The sequence below is a fragment of the Bacillus sp. FJAT-45066 genome (assembly GCF_002335755.1).
GTDB lineage: Bacteria > Bacillota > Bacilli > Bacillales > Bacillaceae_I > Bacillus_CD > Bacillus_CD alkalisoli.
The window spans coordinates 2,619,081-2,636,695 of record NZ_NISQ01000001.1; the positions used below are offsets into that span (position 1 = coordinate 2,619,081).

Here is a 17,615-nt window from a genome sequence, read left to right on the forward strand (position 1 = left end):
GACCACAATTCCTGCACTAAACAAAATCCTTATGTACAATACTCTTAAACCTTTAGCAAGCCGCGGAAACCTCTTGCGGCATAATAGGAATCAGCTCCGTTGTGGTACATAAAGATAGTGCCGTAGCGACGATCGCAAAAGATGGCACCGCCAAGTTTTCTTATATTAGCAGGTGTATTCACCCAACTCGATGTTTTCATATCAAAATTTCCAAGTTTCTGCAACTCTCGGTATTGTTCTTCCGATAAAAGTTCAATGCCCATGTCATTAGCCATATCAATCGCGCTATTTTCTGGCTTGTGTTTTTTTCTTGATTCTAGTGCTTCACGGTCGTAGCAAACACTTCTGCGACCTTTAGGACTTTCCGCTGAACAGTCATAAAAGATGTATTCGTGTTTCTCTTTATCATAACTAACTACATCCGGCTCACCGCCGGTTCTTTCCATTTCACTAAGAGACCACAGTTTTTCAAGATTAGTTTCCAATTTTGCTTGGACTCTAGCCCATTCTATTCCTTCATGGCGGTTTATATTTTTCTCGAATCGGTCTTTCAATATTTGGAGTAAACCTTCACGTTGTTGTACTGTCATTTCCTTATCTATATTTGTCACAATAATTTGCTCCTTTAGCATAGGACTTAAATAATCGTTTCATTAGCCGTTGAAGTATCTGTTAATAACTTTTGTGTTGCTAATAACTTTTAGTTTATCTTTGTTTCCATATTTGCTGAAAAAGTTAACTCTTCCAACTTCCTCAAAGTGCCGATTCCATTTGAACATTTTAAAAAACAATTCAACTGTTGGCTTGTAATTTGATTTCTCTAATCCAAGTTTTTGTTTAAGAAATCTCTTTATTATTCGGTAGGTTCTAATTGAATACTTTGTATCCATATAAATAATCAAGTCTGCGGTTTCAAAACTTTTGCTCACCCAATCTTCATTATGTACCCCTTCGATAATCCAACTTTCTGATTGAATTATTGCATTTAAATGCTCTTCTCTTTCTTGTTCCGTTCTTCTTATATCACTAGAATTATTTCTTATCCAAACCACATTGTCTAATTCATAGTAAGGTATATTTAACGCCGACGATAATTCTTTTGCTAAGGTCGTTTTACCACTTCCAACAGAGCCAATAATATGTATTTTTTTGGGGATTGTTTTTTTCAATAATACCACCTAATCCATAATAGTTTTCTATACCATATTCTATTACGGAGTATGATTTCCCTTTTGAGTTATTAAATATGGGAGGGGGTATTTCTAAAGCACGGGGACGTTTCTAACAGGGGGCAATCGGAAGCTTTGCACGAAAATAGGCACAACTAGCGAATGATACTAGTTGTGCCTTAGCTTTTCTTTGCTTCTTCTTTCATTGATAGGTAATCATATATGACAATCCATAAGAAAAAAACACAGGTACGTAAGTAACTATCATACCTGGACCCATTAACTATTCCTGACGAACTTGTGGCTTTACATTTTGACCGTTTTCAATGCCATTTTCTTCTTGAACATTCAATTGTATTCTTTTATTTTCCATACTTTCCTGCTTCATCGTCACTGTCGAATGTACATTATTATTTCTACTAGCTTGATTATTCCAATCTGTCATCTTATTCACCACCATACTAAAAGTAACTTTTTTAGTATGTGAATTTCTCTACTATTTATTAGTATCTAATATTGTAAAATATATTTAGCACTCCATTTTCAAATGGAAAAACTGTTAATAGTGCCTGCAAATTACTATTGTAAAATTACTATTTAAAATGTTAAATTCACCTTCAGGCACATAGATCATTTATACATAACCAATCGAAACATTCTTTAATCAAACGTTTGTTTAAAAATTTCTATTTAGCTATCTTTCTAACTTAAGTGAGAAATTTAACCCCATCCCTCTATTTGCGCCAAAAAGTAGAACAGTCTGCCTTGTCTTGAATATTAAACTCAATCATTTTCTCCAGTAAAGAGTAATCCAGTGGGCCATTCCAAGGAATTCGGATAATCTCCTTTGTGTAGTCATAGCCTGCCTTAACAATGTCATCCTCTACATGAGAAATCGTAACGGCTTCAGGAGCAACAGCTAAATGCTTTTTAGAAACGCTAAAACCAATAATGTATGTACCATGGTCTGTAAACATCGGTTGCTTCCATTTTATTACTGACTGTAGGTTAGGGTATTTATCTTCTATCCAATTAAATACTTCTTCCGTTCTTTCTCGGTGAGAAGGGTTGTCCATCCCCGCTAAAAAATCAACTAAAGATTCCAAGTTGTTCTCTCCTATCTTCTTAATTAATGGCCAGTCCATCGATATAATAAGTATTAACGTAGGGGTGCTGGCCACAATGTGTTTGCTAAATATATCTTTATATTATCATATTCGAAACGAGCAGAAGGCACAGAAACTTGAATCACTAAATGATTCAGAGTGTCTGTACCCTCTGCTCTTTGTATTTCTTTTAATATTAAATTGTTTACCTAAAACAATGAAAGCCCTACCTCTCTTTCATCCTTACGGATCCTTGTCCGTGCCAGTGTGAATCAGGATTGCAAAAATCAAATGATTATTTTATCAGGTTGATAAAACTTCAAACGTTCGTAAAAGAAATTTAAAGGAGTTCGTTACAGTGTATGACTATTAAACGAACCGTAATTATGAAATGGATTCAATTAAAATGGATTAGATTGTAGAATTAACAAAAGAGGTTAATGGTGCTCTAAAAGTGAGTTGGAGCAGTTGAATGTTCTTTGAAATGATTTACTTTTAATACTACTAATTATATTCCCCAAAAATTTCAAGACATTTTCGGGAGGTGTTATACATGCTTTAATTAACCTTAACAGAAACTTTTTATTTGATTTTCAGTGATCCCTTTAATTAATCTCAGTTCACTAATTAAAAATTCATTTGCGTTTTTCAACATTTTCTTTTCGCTTGAATTAAGTGCATTTTCGTTCTTCATACGCATTAAATCACGTACAACTTCAGCACCTTCTTGTATTTTACCCGTTTTTATTTTGTTTGTGTTAACTTTAAACCTTTCTTTCCACGGAAGTAAACTATCTGATTCACCATTCTGGAAAATGTGTATGATGTGTTTTAATGCAATTATGTCAGTAACTGGACGTATACTTGAACTCACTATTTTACTAACAGGAATCATGACTTGCATATTACTAATTAACATTTTTATAACATAATACTGTTGTTTTTCCCCTGAGATTTCTTTCTCTTCGATGTCTTTAATAATACCTGCTCCGTGCATTGGATAAATAATGTTATCGCCAATTTGAAACAAATAATCCACCTCCATATTTGGTAACCTTCTTAATCTTACCATAAATACTTATTTTTATCAAAATTTTAATAATATCATAAATTTATTTTCCACGTCAATAACTTTTTCATTAAAAATTAAAGAAAGTAAAAAGAAAAAATAGGAGTCGTTTTGCTTACCAATAAAGGGAAGGTATATTTTTAAACGCAAATGCTTATTCCTCTACTAATTAACTTAGATTACTTTTCACTTGAAAACGATAGGTTGTATGTCTTTTAACCCCAAACAATTAACCATTACATCAAGCACTTGATCAAAACAACAATCATAATGACTTCTTTTTTGAGCTGCGTGATTGCTCTTCTTTTTCTTTGCGGATTTTTTCTATTCCCAACAACTTGAAATTCATTTTGTTTTATGATACAATAAAGAAGAATTATTTTTGTTCGGTGTAAATGATAGTATGAATAACTTTTCATCTTGATACTTTGGCAAGGATAGTAATACATTGTGTGATAACGCACTAGGAGGCAACAAAAATGGAACAAGGTACAGTAAAATGGTTTAATGCAGAAAAAGGTTTTGGCTTTATCGAACGTGAAAATGGTGACGATGTATTCGTACATTTCTCCGCAATCAATAGTGACGGCTTCAAATCTTTAGACGAAGGTCAAAAAGTAACGTTTGACGTTGAGCAAGGTGCTCGTGGAGCTCAAGCTGCTAACGTTCAAAAAGCTTAATCTTAAAATGTTTATACAAACAGGCTCTTTATAGAGGGCCTGTTTTTTTGTTCTCTGTATAATACTTAACAAACGTTCGAGTAGGAAAGTGGTACAGGTAATGGTAAAGGATCTAAAGTTTTTGCCAAAGAAATCGGGGCCAGACCACCAGTAAGTAAAGGTTTTACCGAACTGGGACTTGCCCCAAAGCCCCAAATTAACGACTACATACGTAAAAAGCTTAGAGAGTCCAGATTCTCTAAGCTTTTTTATCTTTTTTATTCCACTAGCTGCCCTTTACTTTAATAAGTCATTTATTTTATTTTCATCTTCTAAATATTTTAGGGTTAGTTTTCTGAGTTCTTCTTCACTCGAATACTCACTTAATTCTTTACCGTACCAATCTTGTAGATTTTCTTTTGTTATTTGGTATTCCTGATTTTCAAAATTAAAAGTAATCCATTCTGCATTCTGAACCAAAACGAATATGAACGTAGCATTATAAATTGCTGTTTCTTTATGCTTTTTTTCTATTTCCTCAGCTTCTATGCCTTTATAGTTTAAAATCATTCCATAAGGTTCTTCTTTTGTTTTAAGTTCAAATCCCTCTAAATTATCACCGCTTGGTAAGTTCCTAACAATGTTTCCAACTGCACTGTTATCTCCAATATACGAACCTTTAAACTCAAATAATTCCTTATTAGTATTATCTGCATTACAACCATTCAAGAAAGATAATATTATTAATGAAAAGAAGAAAAATCTTAATGTTTTAGTCACTCTTTATTCCCCCTAATATTTGAATCAATTTCATAATTACTGTTCGTTAGAGAAAAACGAATGTTCTGTTTATTTACTCCTTTTTTTAATGTGCGCCGAGGTTGAAAATAAAGGAATACTAGAAGATGACTATTTGCTTGACTTTTTCCGAAAGTAAAAATAAAGATGCTAGAAAGCTAGCCAAGTATTCTTTAGAACAAATACAAAGTAGAATTAATAAATAATGATTTAGAGGGACACCTTGAATCGTCAAATGATTCAAGGTGTCCCTCTAAATCAATTATTAAGGGTTCGTATTTATAGTTGTTTACCTGTTAAAACTTTCTCCATTGTTTTTAAACTTCGTTCAACCTCATAAACTATAACACCTTAGACTATGCGTTCTTATTTATAGCACTCAAATATAAGTCTAGTGAATCTTCTACTTCTAATGCCACTAAATTAATGAAATCATCATATTTTTTCTGCGTGTGTGCAACATCTAATGCTTCATAATAAGTTAGTCGGTTTTCAACCTTTATTACGATTGACGGAAAACCTTCCTTCATCAGTTCCAAAATTAATAACAGCCTTGATGTTCTGCCGTTTCCATCTATAAATGGATTCCACTTATGTAAGAACTAAAAATGAACTTGATTAGGCCTCTCACGTTCATTTCCACTTTTGAAAAAGTCAATAATGAACTTGATAAGGTCTTTCAAGTTCATTCCCACTAAAGAAAAAGTCAATAATGAACTTGATAAAGCTTCTCAAGTATTTTTTTACAATAGATATTAATCAAAATCTCCTTCATTATACTTTTCTAACAATCTCGCTTGAACGTACTGCCTACATTCTGGTGATAATGTAGATCTATCCCGATGGATGATATCTCCGTAGGGCATGCCCCCAACAAATTTAACCTCTCCTTCTAGCATCTTTTCAAAAATTGCGTCATAAATAGTTATTTTTACAAAGGTTGTTTTATGTGTAGTTGTTTCAAAATCAATAATATGTAAAGAATGCGTTTGGCTCATTTCATAGTCCTCCTGTTTAACGGTTTTATTTTTAGGCTATGTTAAAGTTCGCTGTTGATTTCCGTGCAAGGCTTCGCTTTCCGCGGGCAGTAAAAAGGAAGGTTATTTTCACTGTCGTGAAAAAACCTACTCCTCGGCGCATGCGCCTGTGGGGTCTCCCGCTCCCCGCTTCTCCCGCAGGAATCTCAGCCTTGCACGGAAATCAACAGGTATTAGTATTTAATTTTTAACACTAAACTTTAACATAGCTTATTTTTATAAAAGTACTGACATCCCTTAAGTCTTGTAATCACACTTAGGCATATACTGTAGGGAGAAAATAGAACTTGCTGGTAACATAAAGGAGGCAAATTCATTATTATGTTTGATCCGCAAAAGTTAACGGTTAATCTAATACCCCCGGCAACTTTTATGCAACCTATTCAAGGGCGTAAATACACCTTAACTCATTCTGATATTACAGGTGAATTATTTTTAGATATCGGCACCAATTATAATTATGAAGCAATCGATTGGAAAATGCGCGATGAAGTTTTAGCAGAATGGCAAAAAGATGCGTTCCATCGACTAAGGGTCGTTGGAAAAGCTCACGTTGATCAAGGACAATTTACAAAGGAGCAGTCCCAAATTCGATTTAACATCTTCCAAAAAGAAATGAGTACAGCATTAAAAGGAATGTTTTACGGTGATCTACCCTTTTTCAAAAATTACCCGTCATTGTTAGACGCGCCTATTTATATTGTGTATGAATCCACTTATCCAGAAATTAATCAAATTCTATACTATGGTACTCCTAGAGATTATTTAAATTTGTGATAGAAGGACAGACAACTTTATAGCATTTAATGCTACTCAATTTCTCTAATATTCCAGGTAATAAATTCTTCAGCTTCTTCTTCCGCAGATGATCGATTGCTGTATGTTTTGTTATAGAAAGCAACCAATATTTCGCTCGGGCAGCATCTCTTAGTCATCCTCTACAGCCTTATGTATTCGATCCTTTAAACAGATTCCCTTTTATTGTAAGATTAAATGATAGAAGAAACAATGTATATTATATATGCAACTGGCACAAACGTGACCTGAGTAACTTTTAAGTAGTTTAACAATTGCAATGACTACATTCATTAATATATAATTTATGTAACACACTAAAAAAGACCGAGTGCTGCAAACACCCGGTCAAGCAACTACATGCCGCATGAAGAGCGGCTGACCAACAGAAAAGAAGAAAATCAGAGAAGTAACCGCTTATTCCATTGCTCGTGGGGGCGGTTATTTCTCTTTTTTATTGGTGACAAGTGCAATCATTGCAACGAGTGGAGTTAGAGTTGTAACTAAGAATACTCCAAACTGAAAGAGCATGTTCATTGCTTCATACGTCACCATACAACCACCTCCCTTCTAGAGGAGATGGTCAACCGCCCATCCGCTTTATGTAGCTGCTAAACTAATTACACAAAACATACGTTCTATATTTCTATTAAAAAGTTTTAATATTCCTTTTCTTTCTCAATAGTTTGAAACAAAGAAACCGTCACATGACTTATTTTCACCATCTATTTCGAGGTGATATTACGTGGAACATATCAAAGGAAGCCAAAATTGATTTTCCACCATACACCCTCCTCCCTATTCATGAATCGGACCATGAATGGGAATTTTCACAACCTAAACATTAAAAAGCCGAACCTTCTATACATGGTTCGGCCTGTTACTTTATTGAATACTTGTTTTATCTATATTCTTTACATGTACTTGAATACGCTTTTTACGATATAGAATAGCATTTAATTCTGCTCCAACTACTAGAATGATACCGATAAGATAGAACCATAACATGAGCATAAACACTCCGCCTAGGCTTCCATATGTTTCTGAATAATTGGCAAAGTTACTAATGTAGTAAGAAAAACCTAAAGAAGTTAACTGCCATGCAACAGTCGCAAACACTGCTCCTGGTATAGCTGTTTTAAAAGGTAATTTTATATTTGGTGCAAAATGATAAAGAGCAGAGATTATTGTGACAATGATGATGAGACTTACAACCCATCTTAACACTCTTACCATCATTTCTACTTCGTTTGTCATATACACTAGAGAACCAATAGTAGTTATTAATAGATCGCCAAAAACAGGAAGTACTAATGCTACTAATAACGCAATGATTATTCCAAATGTTAATCCTATGGATAATAACCTTTTCTTAATAAAAGAACGGTTATCCTTTACGTTATACGCCACATTCTGTGCAGTAATAAATGCATTCATACCATTTGAAGCAGACCATATGGTTCCAATAATACCCACCGTAAGTAACCCACCATTAGGTTCTGTTAATATACTAATAATTTGTTCCTCAAAAACTTCCACCGTAGCACTAGGCATCACACTCTCTATTACTTCCATAGCCTGTGTAGGGTTAATATTTAGGTACGGTAAAATAGCAAAAATTAATACAATCATTGGCACAAAACTTAAAATATAATAGTATGCTTGCGCCGCTGCAAGTAAAGGTACATCGTCATTAGAAAACTCCTTTATCATTGCTTTACCATATGAAATTATCTTTTTCATATAATTCCTCCCAAATACAATCTTTTTTCCTTTTATATTCCCTATTCTTTTCTACTGAATCTCTTTTTTTGAAAAGGACTCTGTCACATCCAAATGGGAAAAAGAAAAAAAGGACCAGACCCCCAATACGGTAAAGTTTTACCGAACTGAGGGTCTGGCACTATAGCTGTCCCTCCTTTTTACGGGTTGTGGACATCTCTTACGATGGCGATTAGGAGCCATTGGTTGTCAGTTTGTTCGTAGACAAATCGTAGTGCTTGCCAGTAATATTCACCATATTCGCCTTCAGGTGGTGGAGAAAAGTAGTCTACATACACTGCATCTGGGTAGTTTTCATGGATGGTGTTTCTAACGCCACCACTTACATACGCTTGTTTGTTGAAAGTGACAACAGCGTAATCTAACACTTCCTTTGAATACTGATGCTTGAGTAGTATTTCCTTTACATAATTATTTGGTGAATATTCATGCCCTCTATCAGCATTATCATAGCCCCAAACATACGATGTATTATCATTTCCTAAATTAGCAACCTCAGACTTTGTAAACGTCAATTCGCCGCTATCAAAGCTTCCCAAGCTAGCATAGAAGGAGAATGTTAACCCTTTCTCTTCGTGCACATGCGTTGCGATGCCTTCCCAATTAAGATCCTCCAAATCTTTGAAAAGCGCCGCAGTCTTTTCTGTTAGTGTTAGCTCATCTTGTAACGAAGCTCCTATAGCGTCTTTTCGCTTCCAGGGTTCCTCCGTACTTTCTAACCAGTAACACCACGCGCTAAAGCTGCCATCAAATTGAAAGTAGATTTGTTCAATTTGCGGAAACTTCTCAAACGTTGCAGCTTTCAATACTTCGAATAACTGCTGCGCTTGTGCATTTGCCGGGCTAGGTGCGAGAAAATCTTTAAAATCAATCACTACCGTTCCGTTTTCATCGATCGCTACTCCATTTAACGATTGCTCGTTACCATACTCTAATAATCCATCGATAAATATCTTATTTATTTCCGCTTCTAATTGTGGGAACGGACTACCAAATGTTTCATAGTCAAAACCATTATCCACTTCTGCGAGCTGCTCCTTGGCGAGGCTTTCATATTTTTCTCCAAGCGTTATTTCATATAAGGCAACATGTTCTTTTTCTGGAATAAGAAGATAAATAGAATCCCCATCCGTTTTCAAAAATTTCTGTGGCAATTGCGGAGTTTCCATAAATTTTTCTTCCGGAATACGTATTCCTCCAACAATACTTCCTTCTCGGTCAAGCGCATACACGTGCGTTTCCGAAATAGATTCCATCACTGGTGGCTTTACAGTTTGCGTATACAAAACATGCTCTTCTCTTAAATCAAGAACCGCTCGTTCTGCTAACCCTAATTCTGAAAACAGCGTAATCTCCTCCATTTTCCCTCCTTTTAAAATTTGCAACGTAGATTCCTTACGATTCACTTGTTCTAGTTGAAATGGAAGTTCTTCACGATTCATGAACTCGTTAGTTTCTAAACTGAAAAACCGTTCCTGTCTTTGACTGACAATAATTTGATTATTTTCTAATTCTAATAATGAATCAGGAAAAAACGAATATACGCCTGAGAGTAAATGCGTTTCAATCAGATCTCCATTTTCACTATATTGATAAACTAAGTTTCTTTCGGTATAGAGAATATAGATATCCCCATTTTCGGACACTAAAATATCGTCTAAACCAACAGGTTTCAATCCGCTCTGTTGAATAGAAAATGAAGTAGTTTCTCCTTCCGCACTTTTTATAACTACTTGAGATCTTGCCTCATCTAAAAGATAAACGATCCCATCTTTCACATCGAAACCAGCCACACTAACCGGTAACGTATCTTTCATTCCTTCAAAATATAAGCCAACTTGACCTTCTTCATTTCCATAAGCAAACGTGTCGACCAATGTAAGCTTGGAAGTTTCTAGGATAGGAAATGCTTTTCCTATCTCCTCTGCTTCTTCGTTACTAAAGTTAGTAGATAATATAAAAATAGTAAAAACGAGAAGGACAGAAGCAGTGGCGAAAAACGGATAGAAGTTTAGGTTGAACTTTTTCTTCGTTTTTTCTCGTTGTATTCGTTGATGTAGCTCTTGAACAAACGCACTATTTGGTTCAAGCTCTGGACGTTGCTTTATTGGCTGAAGTAGTTGTTTAGCTTCTTGAAGCTGTTGTTCTATCTTTTTCATCCGAATTTCCCCCTTCCAGCAAGTGCAGTTCTTTTTTCAACAATTTCACAGCACGGTGAAAATCTACCCGCACCTTTAATTCTGTACATTGTAAAACTTCTGCGGTCTCTTTCACGGATAATTCCTGTATCCCACGTAGAATAAGTAAACTGCGATAATGTGGCTTTATTTTTAAAAGTACGAGTTGGATTTCTTCCCATTTTTCTTTTAAAAGTAATTGATTATCTAATGATTCATTTTCACCTTGCCTACTCAGTTTTTCTAATATTCCAGGTAATAAGTTCTTCAACTTCTTTTTCCGCAGATGATCAATTGCTGTATGTTTTGAAATAGAAAGCAGCCAATATTTCGCTCGTGAAGTATCTCTTAGTAAATGTATATTTTTCATCGCTTTTATAAACGTTTCTTGTGTAATATCTTCCGCATCCTGTTTGTTGTTTGAAAAATATAAAGCAAACTGATAAATATCTCTATAATATTGTAAATATAGCTCTTCAACATCTACCTCTTTACTCACCTACATCCCCCCCTTTACTAACAAGTCGTGTGACGTTTATATTTGTTTCAAAAAGATTAAAAAAATTTAAATAATGAAAATTAGGGACAGACACCTTATTTCACTTGATGCACTGAGGTGTCTGTCCCTAGAATACTTTTATTATAGTATACTATTTTTACCAACTATTTTGAGGGTGATTTTATGTGGAATATTTCAAAAGAGACGAAAAGAGAATTTGCAACATGTAACCTCCTCCCTATACATGAGTCGGACGATGTATGGGAGATAGCTTTAAGAGATGCACAAGAAGAAGGCGAAGACCTTTTTCCCGTTTAAAAGAAGAACTTGAAGAAGTAAAGGGAGAATTAGTGAAAGAAATGGAGAACAAGATTTTAAAAAACATTCCAAAAGTCATCGCTGACCTTGAAACCAATACTCTGAATGTGATTCCCTTACCTTTTCTTGTTCCATTTATTGAGTTTTTAAATCAAAATAGAGGATTTATGAAAGCTATGTTAGGGCCAAATGGGGATATAACTTTTCAATCAAAGTTGAAAATGTTTATGCGAAAAGCCCTATTTGATAGTAATAAAAATTCTGCTTTCAAGCGGGAAGACCTTCTTGTTCCACCAGAATATGTAGTTTAATAATTGCAATGACTACATTCATTAATATATAATTTATGTAACATAATAAAAAAAGACCGAGTGCTGTGAACACTCAGCCAAGCAACTACATGCCGCATGAAGAGCGGCTGACCAATTGAATAAACAGTTTAACTGAGAAGTAACCGCATTTCCATTGGTCGTGGGGGCGGTTATTTCTCTTTTTTATTGGTGACAAGTGCAATCATTGCAACGAGTGCAGTTAGAGTGGTTACCAAAAACACCCCAAACTGAAAAAGCATGTTCATTGCTTCATATGTCACCATACAACCACCTCCCTTCTAGAGGAGATGATCAACCGCCCATCCGCTTTATGTAGCTGCTAAACTAATTATACAAAACATACGTTCTGCATTTCTATTAAAAAGTATTAAGCTTCCTAATTTTTTTAATAAACCTTTTAGTTGAGCAAAAAAGGGACAGACCCCTTGTATCACTTGATTATACAAGGGGTCTGTCCCTGAATTTCAATCCTGCTCAAACTCATCCAACAATGCACGCACTTCATCTGTTGATTTCGTGTTCATTAGTTGATTTCTTAATTCACCAGCCCCACGGAACCCTTTCACATAAATTTTGAAAAAGCGATGAAGCTTTGTGATGGAACGTGGCACTTGTTCTGCATAATGATCTTGAAGATCGAGCTGCAGTCTTAAGAGATCAAGATATTCTTTACTGCTATGCTCTCTTTGCTCTTTTTCAAAAGCAAAAGGATTTTTAAAGATACCTCGACCAATCATAACGCCATCAATACCATATTGTTCAGCAAGCTGAAGTCCAACTTGGCGATCAGGAATATCTCCATTGATGGTTAGTAGCGTATCTGGTGCGATATGGTCACGCAATTTTTTGATTTCCGGAATGAGCTCCCAATGTGCATCTACTGCGCTCATTTCCTTTCTTGTACGTAAATGAATAGAAAGGTTCGCAATATCCTGTTTTAAAATATGCGTTAACCACTCCTCCCACTCTTTTACTTCATTAAAGCCAAGTCGTGTTTTCACGCTAACAGGTAGCCCACCTGCTTTTGCAGCTTGAATAAGTTCTGCCGCAACATCTGGGAAAAGAATAAGGCCGCTACCTTTCCCTCTTGATGCCACATTTGGGACAGGACAGCCCATATTAATATCGATCCCTTTAAAACCCATCTCTGCCATGCCGATACTCATTTGACGGAAATACTCGGGATTATCTCCCCAAATATGAGCCACCATCGGTTGTTCATCCTCTGTAAAAAGCAAACGGCCACGCACACTATCCTTACCCTCAGGATGACAATAGCTATCTGAGTTTGTAAACTCTGTAAAAAATACATCCGGACGACCTGCTTTACTTACTACATGACGAAAAACTACATCTGTCACATCTTCCATAGGTGCTAATACAAAAAATGGCTTAGGTAAATCACGCCAAAAATTTTCTTTCATATCAAACTCAAATCCTCTCTCTATCAATGCAACTTCTGACAACGGTCAAGAAATATAAAGTCAAATGTTCCAATTCTTTTATACTTATAACATGCTCCATATCTTGTTATCAAACACAAGTACATCGGGACAGTTATAGTTTGTGAAAATAATTTTGAAAGTCAACAATGTTTATTTTAACGAAAAATAGTGCCGAATGGTATGTATAAAATAGCCAATTTGAAAGGAAAGCACGGGGACGGTTCTCTTGCTTCCGAAGCAGAAGAACTCGTTTCTCGTAATTCCTAGGTAGCAGAACCGACGCTACACTAATCTTTTGCACAAAAAAAGAACCAGAAATTCTGGTCCCGATTATTAATATTCACTTTTCATCTTCTCTCTTTTTATCAACACAACATCCCCATTGGAAGATACGTGATAAAAAATACAATCAGCACTGCTAGTTCAAGGTTTATATAATACATAATACCCAAGTCGAAAAATGACAGTATAAAATATCAATCCATTAAGGCCTCATCTATATATACTTCCATTCCCTCATCTTCCAGACATTCACCAAAAAATTTAACTGCTTTCCGATAGTCATGTTTGAGTATATTTAAATCTTGGTCATCTGCATCATATACAGCCACAACAACATCATTTGCATAAAGAGTAATATAATTATCAGACCTCATTTTTAAATGTGCCTCAACGCTGAATTCTTGGCCTTTTATTACTTCTTTGTTTGATTTTAAAGCCTTAGATAGTAAGTGTTTAATTTCTTCCATTTATATAACCTCCAATAATTAGCTCTTCAAAACAATCTTCACATATAAATGTACCTAGAAATGATTTGAATGTTCTATCCCCTTAACTCATTTAGCCTAATTTTTCACGAGAAATAACCTGTTTAAACAGATCCCTAAATTGCTCCCGGTCTTCTGCTGTGAAAGGCTTTGGTCCCTTTGTTCGCTGTCCGCTTTTTCTAGCCATTGCACTTAAATAACGCGTTTGTAATAACTGGTCAATGTTTTCATTTGTATAGCTAAATCCTTTATGGTGGAGGACGTTAATTCCTTTTGCTAAACCTAGAGATGCAAGACCATAATCTTGCGTCACGATAATATCTCCTTTTTCCACTAACTTCACAATCCGATAATCTGCAGCATCTGCTCCGGAATCAACATAAATGGTTTCCACTCCTGAAGGCTGTTCTGCATTAGAAAAATGAGAAAAGCTTGTAACAAGGATAACCGGAATTTCAAGCTTCCTTGCTTCAGAAATAATAATATCTTTCACAGGACAAGCATCTGCATCCACATAAATTTTCATCTTTCTCCTCCTGTTAAGAAGTTCGACTTAATATTTAACTTATTCTTTCTACTATATAAGGGATGGTGACTTTTGTTTAATAATAAACAAGAGTATTTCTTTTGCCGTGTTTTTCTATCCTCATATTATACTTTATATAATTGCGTTAGCAAATGATCGTTCAATTGCCAACACAATAGGTTGCTATGTCAACTGATCTTTATTCTAGATTCATACTGAGGTAACCTCACCAATTCAAATTAATACTGGAAGTCAACTAAATATGTAATAGTTTTCCTGGACAATGAATCTGTCCCTTGTCCACTTTCATAGCGATATAAAAATCAAATTATATTTTCCATAAAAAATAAATAGAAAAACCTGTCTAAATCTAGTAAGATATCCACATATGACATTAGATGAGGGGTAAAAAAATGAGCGTATTAAACGTACAAGGTTTAAGTCACGGTTTCGGTGATCGTGCGATTTTTAATGACGTGTCCTTCCGACTTTTAAAAGGAGAACACGTTGGATTAATTGGGGCGAATGGTGAAGGTAAGTCTACTTTCATGAATATTGTTACTGGGAAGTTACAACCGGACGAGGGGAAAGTGGAGTGGTCACGAAAAGTACGTGTTGGTTATTTAGATCAACATGCTGTTCTTCAAAAAGGTTCTTCGATACGTGACGCTTTGAGTACAGCTTTTCAATATCTATTTGATGCAGAAGCAGAGATCAATGAGCTTTATGGAAAAATGGGTGATGAAGGTGCTGATATTGATGCACTGCTTGCAGAAGTTGGAGAGCTACAGGAAACGTTAGATAGTAATGATTTCTATCAAATTAATGCAAAAGTAGAGGAAGTTGCTCGTGGTCTAGGATTAGATGGTGTTGGACTTGATCGCGATGTTGATGACCTTAGCGGTGGGCAACGTACGAAAGTATTGCTAGCTAAGCTTTTACTAGAAAAGCCTGAGATTCTATTACTGGACGAGCCTACAAACTATTTAGATGAGCAACATATTGAATGGTTAAAGCGCTATTTACAAGAGTATGAAAATGCATTTATCTTAATTTCGCATGATATTCCATTCTTAAACAGCGTTGTAAACTTGATATATCACATGGAAAACCAAGAGTTAAATCGATATGTTGGTGACTATGATAACTTCTTAAATATTTATGAAATGAAGAAGCAACAACTAGAGTCTGCTTTTAAGCGTCAACAACAAGAAATTGCTAACTTGAAAGATTTCGTTGCTCGTAACAAGGCAAGTGTGGCAACGCGTAATATGGCGATGTCACGTCAGAAGAAACTAGACAAAATGGACGTTATTGAATTAGGAAAAGAAAAGCCAAAACCAGAGTTCAACTTCAAAGAAGCTCGTGCAGCTAGTCGTTGGATTTTCAAGGCGGAGGATCTTGTGATTGGTTACAATGAACCACTTTCTCGCCCTCTTAATTTGCAAATGGAACGAGGACAAAAAATCGCATTCGTTGGTGCAAATGGTATTGGTAAGTCTACTCTTTTAAAAAGTATTCTTGGATTGATTGATCCGATTTCGGGTAAAGTGGAACGTGGTGAGTATCAACACATCGGTTACTTCGAACAGGAAGTGAAAGAAGCCAACTACAACACTTGTATTGAAGAGATTTGGAGCGAGTTCCCAGGTTTAAATCAAGCTGAAGTCCGTGCTGCACTTGCAAAATGTGGATTAACGACGAAACATATCGAAAGTAAAGTCGAAGTCCTTTCTGGTGGGGAAAAAGCGAAAGTTCGTTTGTGTAAAATTTTAAACACAGAAACGAATATATTAATTTTTGACGAGCCTACCAATCACTTGGATGTGGACGCAAAAGAAGAATTAAAACGCGCGTTAAAGGCATATCGCGGGAGTATCTTAATGGTATCCCACGAACCTGATTTCTATCGTGACATTGCGACGGATATTTGGAACTGTGAGGATTGGACGACGAAGGTGTTTTAAATAGAATGAAAGGGATACCCAGGAGTAAGAGTTTACTTGGGTATCCCTTTATTAATATTATTTATAGCATCTCTAATATTATCAATGGTTTCTAAATGCGTCTGCACTTAAGTTTATCTAAAAAGCCATATCAATGTTATGACTATCTTACGTAATTGATTTGCTTTATCTAATCAGTGTTTTCTATCAAATATTTTTGGGCCCCTTCAAAATTAGAGCCCTCAAAAACTATATCATCTTGATTAAGAACATAGAAATATGGCGATTGATTGGCATTCAATGAAGGAAATTCTTTGTTTATTAGCTCCAAATCCATCGCGATTAAAACAACACCTTTATGCTCGTCTTGCAAATCTTGTAACCATTTTAATTGTTCTTTATGTTCTCCCTCAGCAACGATACCCGGAACAACATATACAACCTTAAATTGTTCGGCTGACAAAGCATAAGGTAGATCATTTTTCATTGAACAACCAAATAAAAATACTAGAGCTATGATAAACATAAAACCTATTAATACTTTTTTCATAAATTCTCCCCTATTGATAATATTATATTAGTCCAAAGTATACACTTCGCTACATGCAACTACGTTAACTTCTCTCAACATTGCTTATTAATTAAATCAATCTATTGGTAATTGGAGGATTATTTCATATAAACCATCTTTTTGATAATCCCAATAGCGACTAATAACACCTGATGTTACAGATTCATTAAAATAACCTAATTCATATACTACTTCTCCATTACTAATAAAATATAATTTATAATCAGGATTTCCTAGCTCTACCGCTTTTGTTGAATGATTATCAGATGAAGATAGTTCTTTTACTAGATTATTAATAAAATCTTGGTCCGTGACTTTAGCAACATGTTCATTACTTAACCAATCTACTACTTCTATTTCTGTAACTGTTTGATCAATGTTAAAATTGCTTATTTTTATTACTGGGTCTTCTTTAACCGTTTGACATGCTACGAATAAAGGCACTACAAAAAATAAGATGCATACTAGTTTTTTCATTTAATACCCTCCAACTTCCCCTGTACTGTTAAATTGTAAAATGGTGATAATCACCAGAAGAATAATACCATATATTAGGATTTTCACACCACTATATTCCTAAAAGAATATTACATATTTACTAGATGGTAGTTCTATATGA

Annotated in this window: 23 protein-coding genes; 5 read left to right on the plus strand and 18 right to left on the minus strand. The window is 35.1% G+C overall.

Going from position 1 to position 17,615, the window contains the following annotated elements; translation table 11 throughout:
- Positions 1–44 precede the first annotated feature (44 nt).
- From CDZ92_RS13240 to CDZ92_RS13255, 5 genes are all read right to left on the minus strand, one after another.
- Complete coding sequence (locus tag CDZ92_RS13240) at positions 45–632, minus strand: DUF4256 domain-containing protein (RefSeq protein ID WP_096155673.1); 588 nt, start codon at positions 630–632, stop codon at positions 45–47.
- Between the two features lie 21 nt (positions 633–653).
- On the minus strand, positions 654–1,169 hold the full coding sequence (locus CDZ92_RS13245; protein WP_096155674.1) for an AAA family ATPase: 516 nt from the start codon (positions 1,167–1,169) through the stop codon (positions 654–656).
- Between the two features lie 283 nt (positions 1,170–1,452).
- The gene (locus CDZ92_RS20050; protein WP_176483771.1) at positions 1,453–1,614 is read right to left on the minus strand and encodes a hypothetical protein; all 162 of its coding nucleotides are present in this window, start codon (positions 1,612–1,614) and stop codon (positions 1,453–1,455) included.
- A 289-nt stretch (positions 1,615–1,903) separates the two neighbouring features.
- Positions 1,904–2,245 carry an iron chaperone gene (locus CDZ92_RS13250; RefSeq protein ID WP_406564934.1) on the minus strand — a complete coding sequence of 114 codons (342 nt, stop codon included), beginning with the start codon at positions 2,243–2,245 and terminating at the stop codon, positions 1,904–1,906.
- Positions 2,246–2,843: 598 nt separating this feature from the next.
- On the minus strand, positions 2,844–3,305 hold the full coding sequence (locus CDZ92_RS13255; RefSeq protein WP_176483772.1) for a CarD family transcriptional regulator: 462 nt from the start codon (positions 3,303–3,305) through the stop codon (positions 2,844–2,846).
- A 518-nt stretch (positions 3,306–3,823) separates the two neighbouring features.
- Between CDZ92_RS13255 and cspC the strand changes: the two genes are divergently transcribed.
- Positions 3,824–4,024 (plus strand): cold shock protein CspC, encoded by a 201-nt coding sequence (gene cspC, locus CDZ92_RS13260; protein WP_096155677.1) that lies wholly within the window; start codon positions 3,824–3,826, stop codon positions 4,022–4,024.
- 276 nt (positions 4,025–4,300) lie between these two features.
- Here the strand turns inward: cspC and CDZ92_RS13265 are convergent, their stop codons facing one another.
- From CDZ92_RS13265 to CDZ92_RS13275, 3 genes are all read right to left on the minus strand, one after another.
- Positions 4,301–4,783, minus strand: coding sequence for a DUF4825 domain-containing protein (locus CDZ92_RS13265; protein ID WP_096155678.1), 483 nt, complete (start codon positions 4,781–4,783; stop codon positions 4,301–4,303).
- A gap of 374 nt (positions 4,784–5,157) precedes the next feature.
- Positions 5,158–5,340 carry a hypothetical protein gene (locus tag CDZ92_RS13270; RefSeq protein WP_217990668.1) on the minus strand — a complete coding sequence of 61 codons (183 nt, stop codon included), beginning with the start codon at positions 5,338–5,340 and terminating at the stop codon, positions 5,158–5,160.
- A gap of 216 nt (positions 5,341–5,556) precedes the next feature.
- The gene (locus CDZ92_RS13275) at positions 5,557–5,799 is read right to left on the minus strand and encodes a hypothetical protein (protein ID WP_096155679.1); all 243 of its coding nucleotides are present in this window, start codon (positions 5,797–5,799) and stop codon (positions 5,557–5,559) included.
- A gap of 360 nt (positions 5,800–6,159) precedes the next feature.
- Here CDZ92_RS13275 and CDZ92_RS13280 point away from each other — a divergent pair, with 360 nt between their 5' ends.
- The gene (locus CDZ92_RS13280) at positions 6,160–6,615 is read left to right on the plus strand and encodes a staygreen family protein (RefSeq protein WP_369679948.1); all 456 of its coding nucleotides are present in this window, start codon (positions 6,160–6,162) and stop codon (positions 6,613–6,615) included.
- 459 nt (positions 6,616–7,074) lie between these two features.
- Here the strand turns inward: CDZ92_RS13280 and CDZ92_RS20355 are convergent, their stop codons facing one another.
- The 4 genes from CDZ92_RS20355 to CDZ92_RS13295 all read right to left on the minus strand — a co-directional run bounded on the left by CDZ92_RS20355 (position 7,075) and on the right by CDZ92_RS13295 (position 11,091).
- On the minus strand, positions 7,075–7,188 hold the full coding sequence (locus tag CDZ92_RS20355; RefSeq protein WP_255249822.1) for a putative holin-like toxin: 114 nt from the start codon (positions 7,186–7,188) through the stop codon (positions 7,075–7,077).
- Between the two features lie 330 nt (positions 7,189–7,518).
- Positions 7,519–8,376 (minus strand): YihY/virulence factor BrkB family protein, encoded by an 858-nt coding sequence (locus tag CDZ92_RS13285; protein WP_096155681.1) that lies wholly within the window; start codon positions 8,374–8,376, stop codon positions 7,519–7,521.
- A gap of 179 nt (positions 8,377–8,555) precedes the next feature.
- Positions 8,556–10,574: a GerMN domain-containing protein gene (locus CDZ92_RS13290; protein WP_096155682.1), complete on the minus strand. Its 2,019-nt coding sequence runs from the start codon at positions 10,572–10,574 to the stop codon at positions 8,556–8,558.
- Positions 10,540–11,091 carry an RNA polymerase sigma factor gene (locus CDZ92_RS13295; RefSeq protein ID WP_096155683.1) on the minus strand — a complete coding sequence of 184 codons (552 nt, stop codon included), beginning with the start codon at positions 11,089–11,091 and terminating at the stop codon, positions 10,540–10,542. Before CDZ92_RS13295 ends, CDZ92_RS13290 begins: the two co-directional genes overlap by 35 nt.
- Positions 11,092–11,274: 183 nt before the next feature.
- Between CDZ92_RS13295 and CDZ92_RS20360 the strand changes: the two genes are divergently transcribed.
- Positions 11,275–11,409 carry a hypothetical protein gene (locus tag CDZ92_RS20360; RefSeq protein WP_255249823.1) on the plus strand — a complete coding sequence of 45 codons (135 nt, stop codon included), beginning with the start codon at positions 11,275–11,277 and terminating at the stop codon, positions 11,407–11,409.
- Between the two features lie 32 nt (positions 11,410–11,441).
- On the plus strand, positions 11,442–11,720 hold the full coding sequence (locus tag CDZ92_RS13300; RefSeq protein WP_176483773.1) for a TetR-like C-terminal domain-containing protein: 279 nt from the start codon (positions 11,442–11,444) through the stop codon (positions 11,718–11,720).
- A gap of 170 nt (positions 11,721–11,890) precedes the next feature.
- Here the strand turns inward: CDZ92_RS13300 and CDZ92_RS20365 are convergent, their stop codons facing one another.
- The 4 genes from CDZ92_RS20365 to CDZ92_RS13320 form a co-directional block, all read right to left on the minus strand.
- On the minus strand, positions 11,891–12,004 hold the full coding sequence (locus tag CDZ92_RS20365) for a putative holin-like toxin (protein WP_227521548.1): 114 nt from the start codon (positions 12,002–12,004) through the stop codon (positions 11,891–11,893).
- A 201-nt stretch (positions 12,005–12,205) separates the two neighbouring features.
- Entirely contained in the window at positions 12,206–13,165 is a 960-nt protein-coding gene (locus tag CDZ92_RS13305; protein WP_096155685.1) for a tRNA dihydrouridine synthase, read from the minus strand.
- 497 nt (positions 13,166–13,662) lie between these two features.
- A complete protein-coding gene (locus tag CDZ92_RS13315; protein ID WP_096155686.1) occupies positions 13,663–13,935 on the minus strand; it encodes a hypothetical protein in 273 nt (90 codons plus the stop codon).
- A gap of 91 nt (positions 13,936–14,026) precedes the next feature.
- Positions 14,027–14,479 carry a YaiI/YqxD family protein gene (locus tag CDZ92_RS13320; RefSeq protein ID WP_096155687.1) on the minus strand — a complete coding sequence of 151 codons (453 nt, stop codon included), beginning with the start codon at positions 14,477–14,479 and terminating at the stop codon, positions 14,027–14,029.
- Positions 14,480–14,892: 413 nt separating this feature from the next.
- Here CDZ92_RS13320 and CDZ92_RS13325 point away from each other — a divergent pair, with 413 nt between their 5' ends.
- Positions 14,893–16,446, plus strand: a complete 1,554-nt coding sequence (locus CDZ92_RS13325; RefSeq protein WP_096155688.1) for an ABC-F family ATP-binding cassette domain-containing protein — start codon at positions 14,893–14,895, stop codon at positions 16,444–16,446.
- Positions 16,447–16,615: 169 nt separating this feature from the next.
- On the opposite strand, the gene CDZ92_RS13330 is transcribed toward CDZ92_RS13325, so the two are convergent.
- Positions 16,616–16,975 carry a cache domain-containing protein gene (locus CDZ92_RS13330; RefSeq protein ID WP_096155689.1) on the minus strand — a complete coding sequence of 120 codons (360 nt, stop codon included), beginning with the start codon at positions 16,973–16,975 and terminating at the stop codon, positions 16,616–16,618.
- A gap of 96 nt (positions 16,976–17,071) precedes the next feature.
- Complete coding sequence (locus CDZ92_RS13335) at positions 17,072–17,473, minus strand: hypothetical protein (RefSeq protein ID WP_096155690.1); 402 nt, start codon at positions 17,471–17,473, stop codon at positions 17,072–17,074.
- Positions 17,474–17,615: the final 142 nt, after the last annotated feature.

Coding starts and splice junctions, on each gene's coding strand:
- CDZ92_RS13240 (WP_096155673.1), bottom strand. CDS start 632: ATGCTAAAGGAGCAAATTATTGTGACAAATATAGATAAGGAAATGACA.
- CDZ92_RS20050 (WP_176483771.1), bottom strand. CDS start 1,614: ATGACAGATTGGAATAATCAAGCTAGTAGAAATAATAATGTACATTCG.
- CDZ92_RS13250 (WP_406564934.1), bottom strand. CDS start 2,245: ATGGACAACCCTTCTCACCGAGAAAGAACGGAAGAAGTATTTAATTGG.
- cspC (WP_096155677.1), top strand. CDS start 3,824: ATGGAACAAGGTACAGTAAAATGGTTTAATGCAGAAAAAGGTTTTGGC.
- CDZ92_RS13275 (WP_096155679.1), bottom strand. CDS start 5,799: ATGAGCCAAACGCATTCTTTACATATTATTGATTTTGAAACAACTACA.
- CDZ92_RS13280 (WP_369679948.1), top strand. CDS start 6,160: ATGTTTGATCCGCAAAAGTTAACGGTTAATCTAATACCCCCGGCAACT.
- CDZ92_RS20355 (WP_255249822.1), bottom strand. CDS start 7,188: ATGGTGACGTATGAAGCAATGAACATGCTCTTTCAGTTTGGAGTATTC.
- CDZ92_RS13285 (WP_096155681.1), bottom strand. CDS start 8,376: ATGAAAAAGATAATTTCATATGGTAAAGCAATGATAAAGGAGTTTTCT.
- CDZ92_RS13290 (WP_096155682.1), bottom strand. CDS start 10,574: ATGAAAAAGATAGAACAACAGCTTCAAGAAGCTAAACAACTACTTCAG.
- CDZ92_RS20360 (WP_255249823.1), top strand. CDS start 11,275: ATGTGGAATATTTCAAAAGAGACGAAAAGAGAATTTGCAACATGTAAC.
- CDZ92_RS20365 (WP_227521548.1), bottom strand. CDS start 12,004: ATGGTGACATATGAAGCAATGAACATGCTTTTTCAGTTTGGGGTGTTT.
- CDZ92_RS13305 (WP_096155685.1), bottom strand. CDS start 13,165: ATGAAAGAAAATTTTTGGCGTGATTTACCTAAGCCATTTTTTGTATTA.
- CDZ92_RS13315 (WP_096155686.1), bottom strand. CDS start 13,935: ATGGAAGAAATTAAACACTTACTATCTAAGGCTTTAAAATCAAACAAA.
- CDZ92_RS13320 (WP_096155687.1), bottom strand. CDS start 14,479: ATGAAAATTTATGTGGATGCAGATGCTTGTCCTGTGAAAGATATTATT.
- CDZ92_RS13325 (WP_096155688.1), top strand. CDS start 14,893: ATGAGCGTATTAAACGTACAAGGTTTAAGTCACGGTTTCGGTGATCGT.
- CDZ92_RS13330 (WP_096155689.1), bottom strand. CDS start 16,975: ATGAAAAAAGTATTAATAGGTTTTATGTTTATCATAGCTCTAGTATTT.
- CDZ92_RS13335 (WP_096155690.1), bottom strand. CDS start 17,473: ATGAAAAAACTAGTATGCATCTTATTTTTTGTAGTGCCTTTATTCGTA.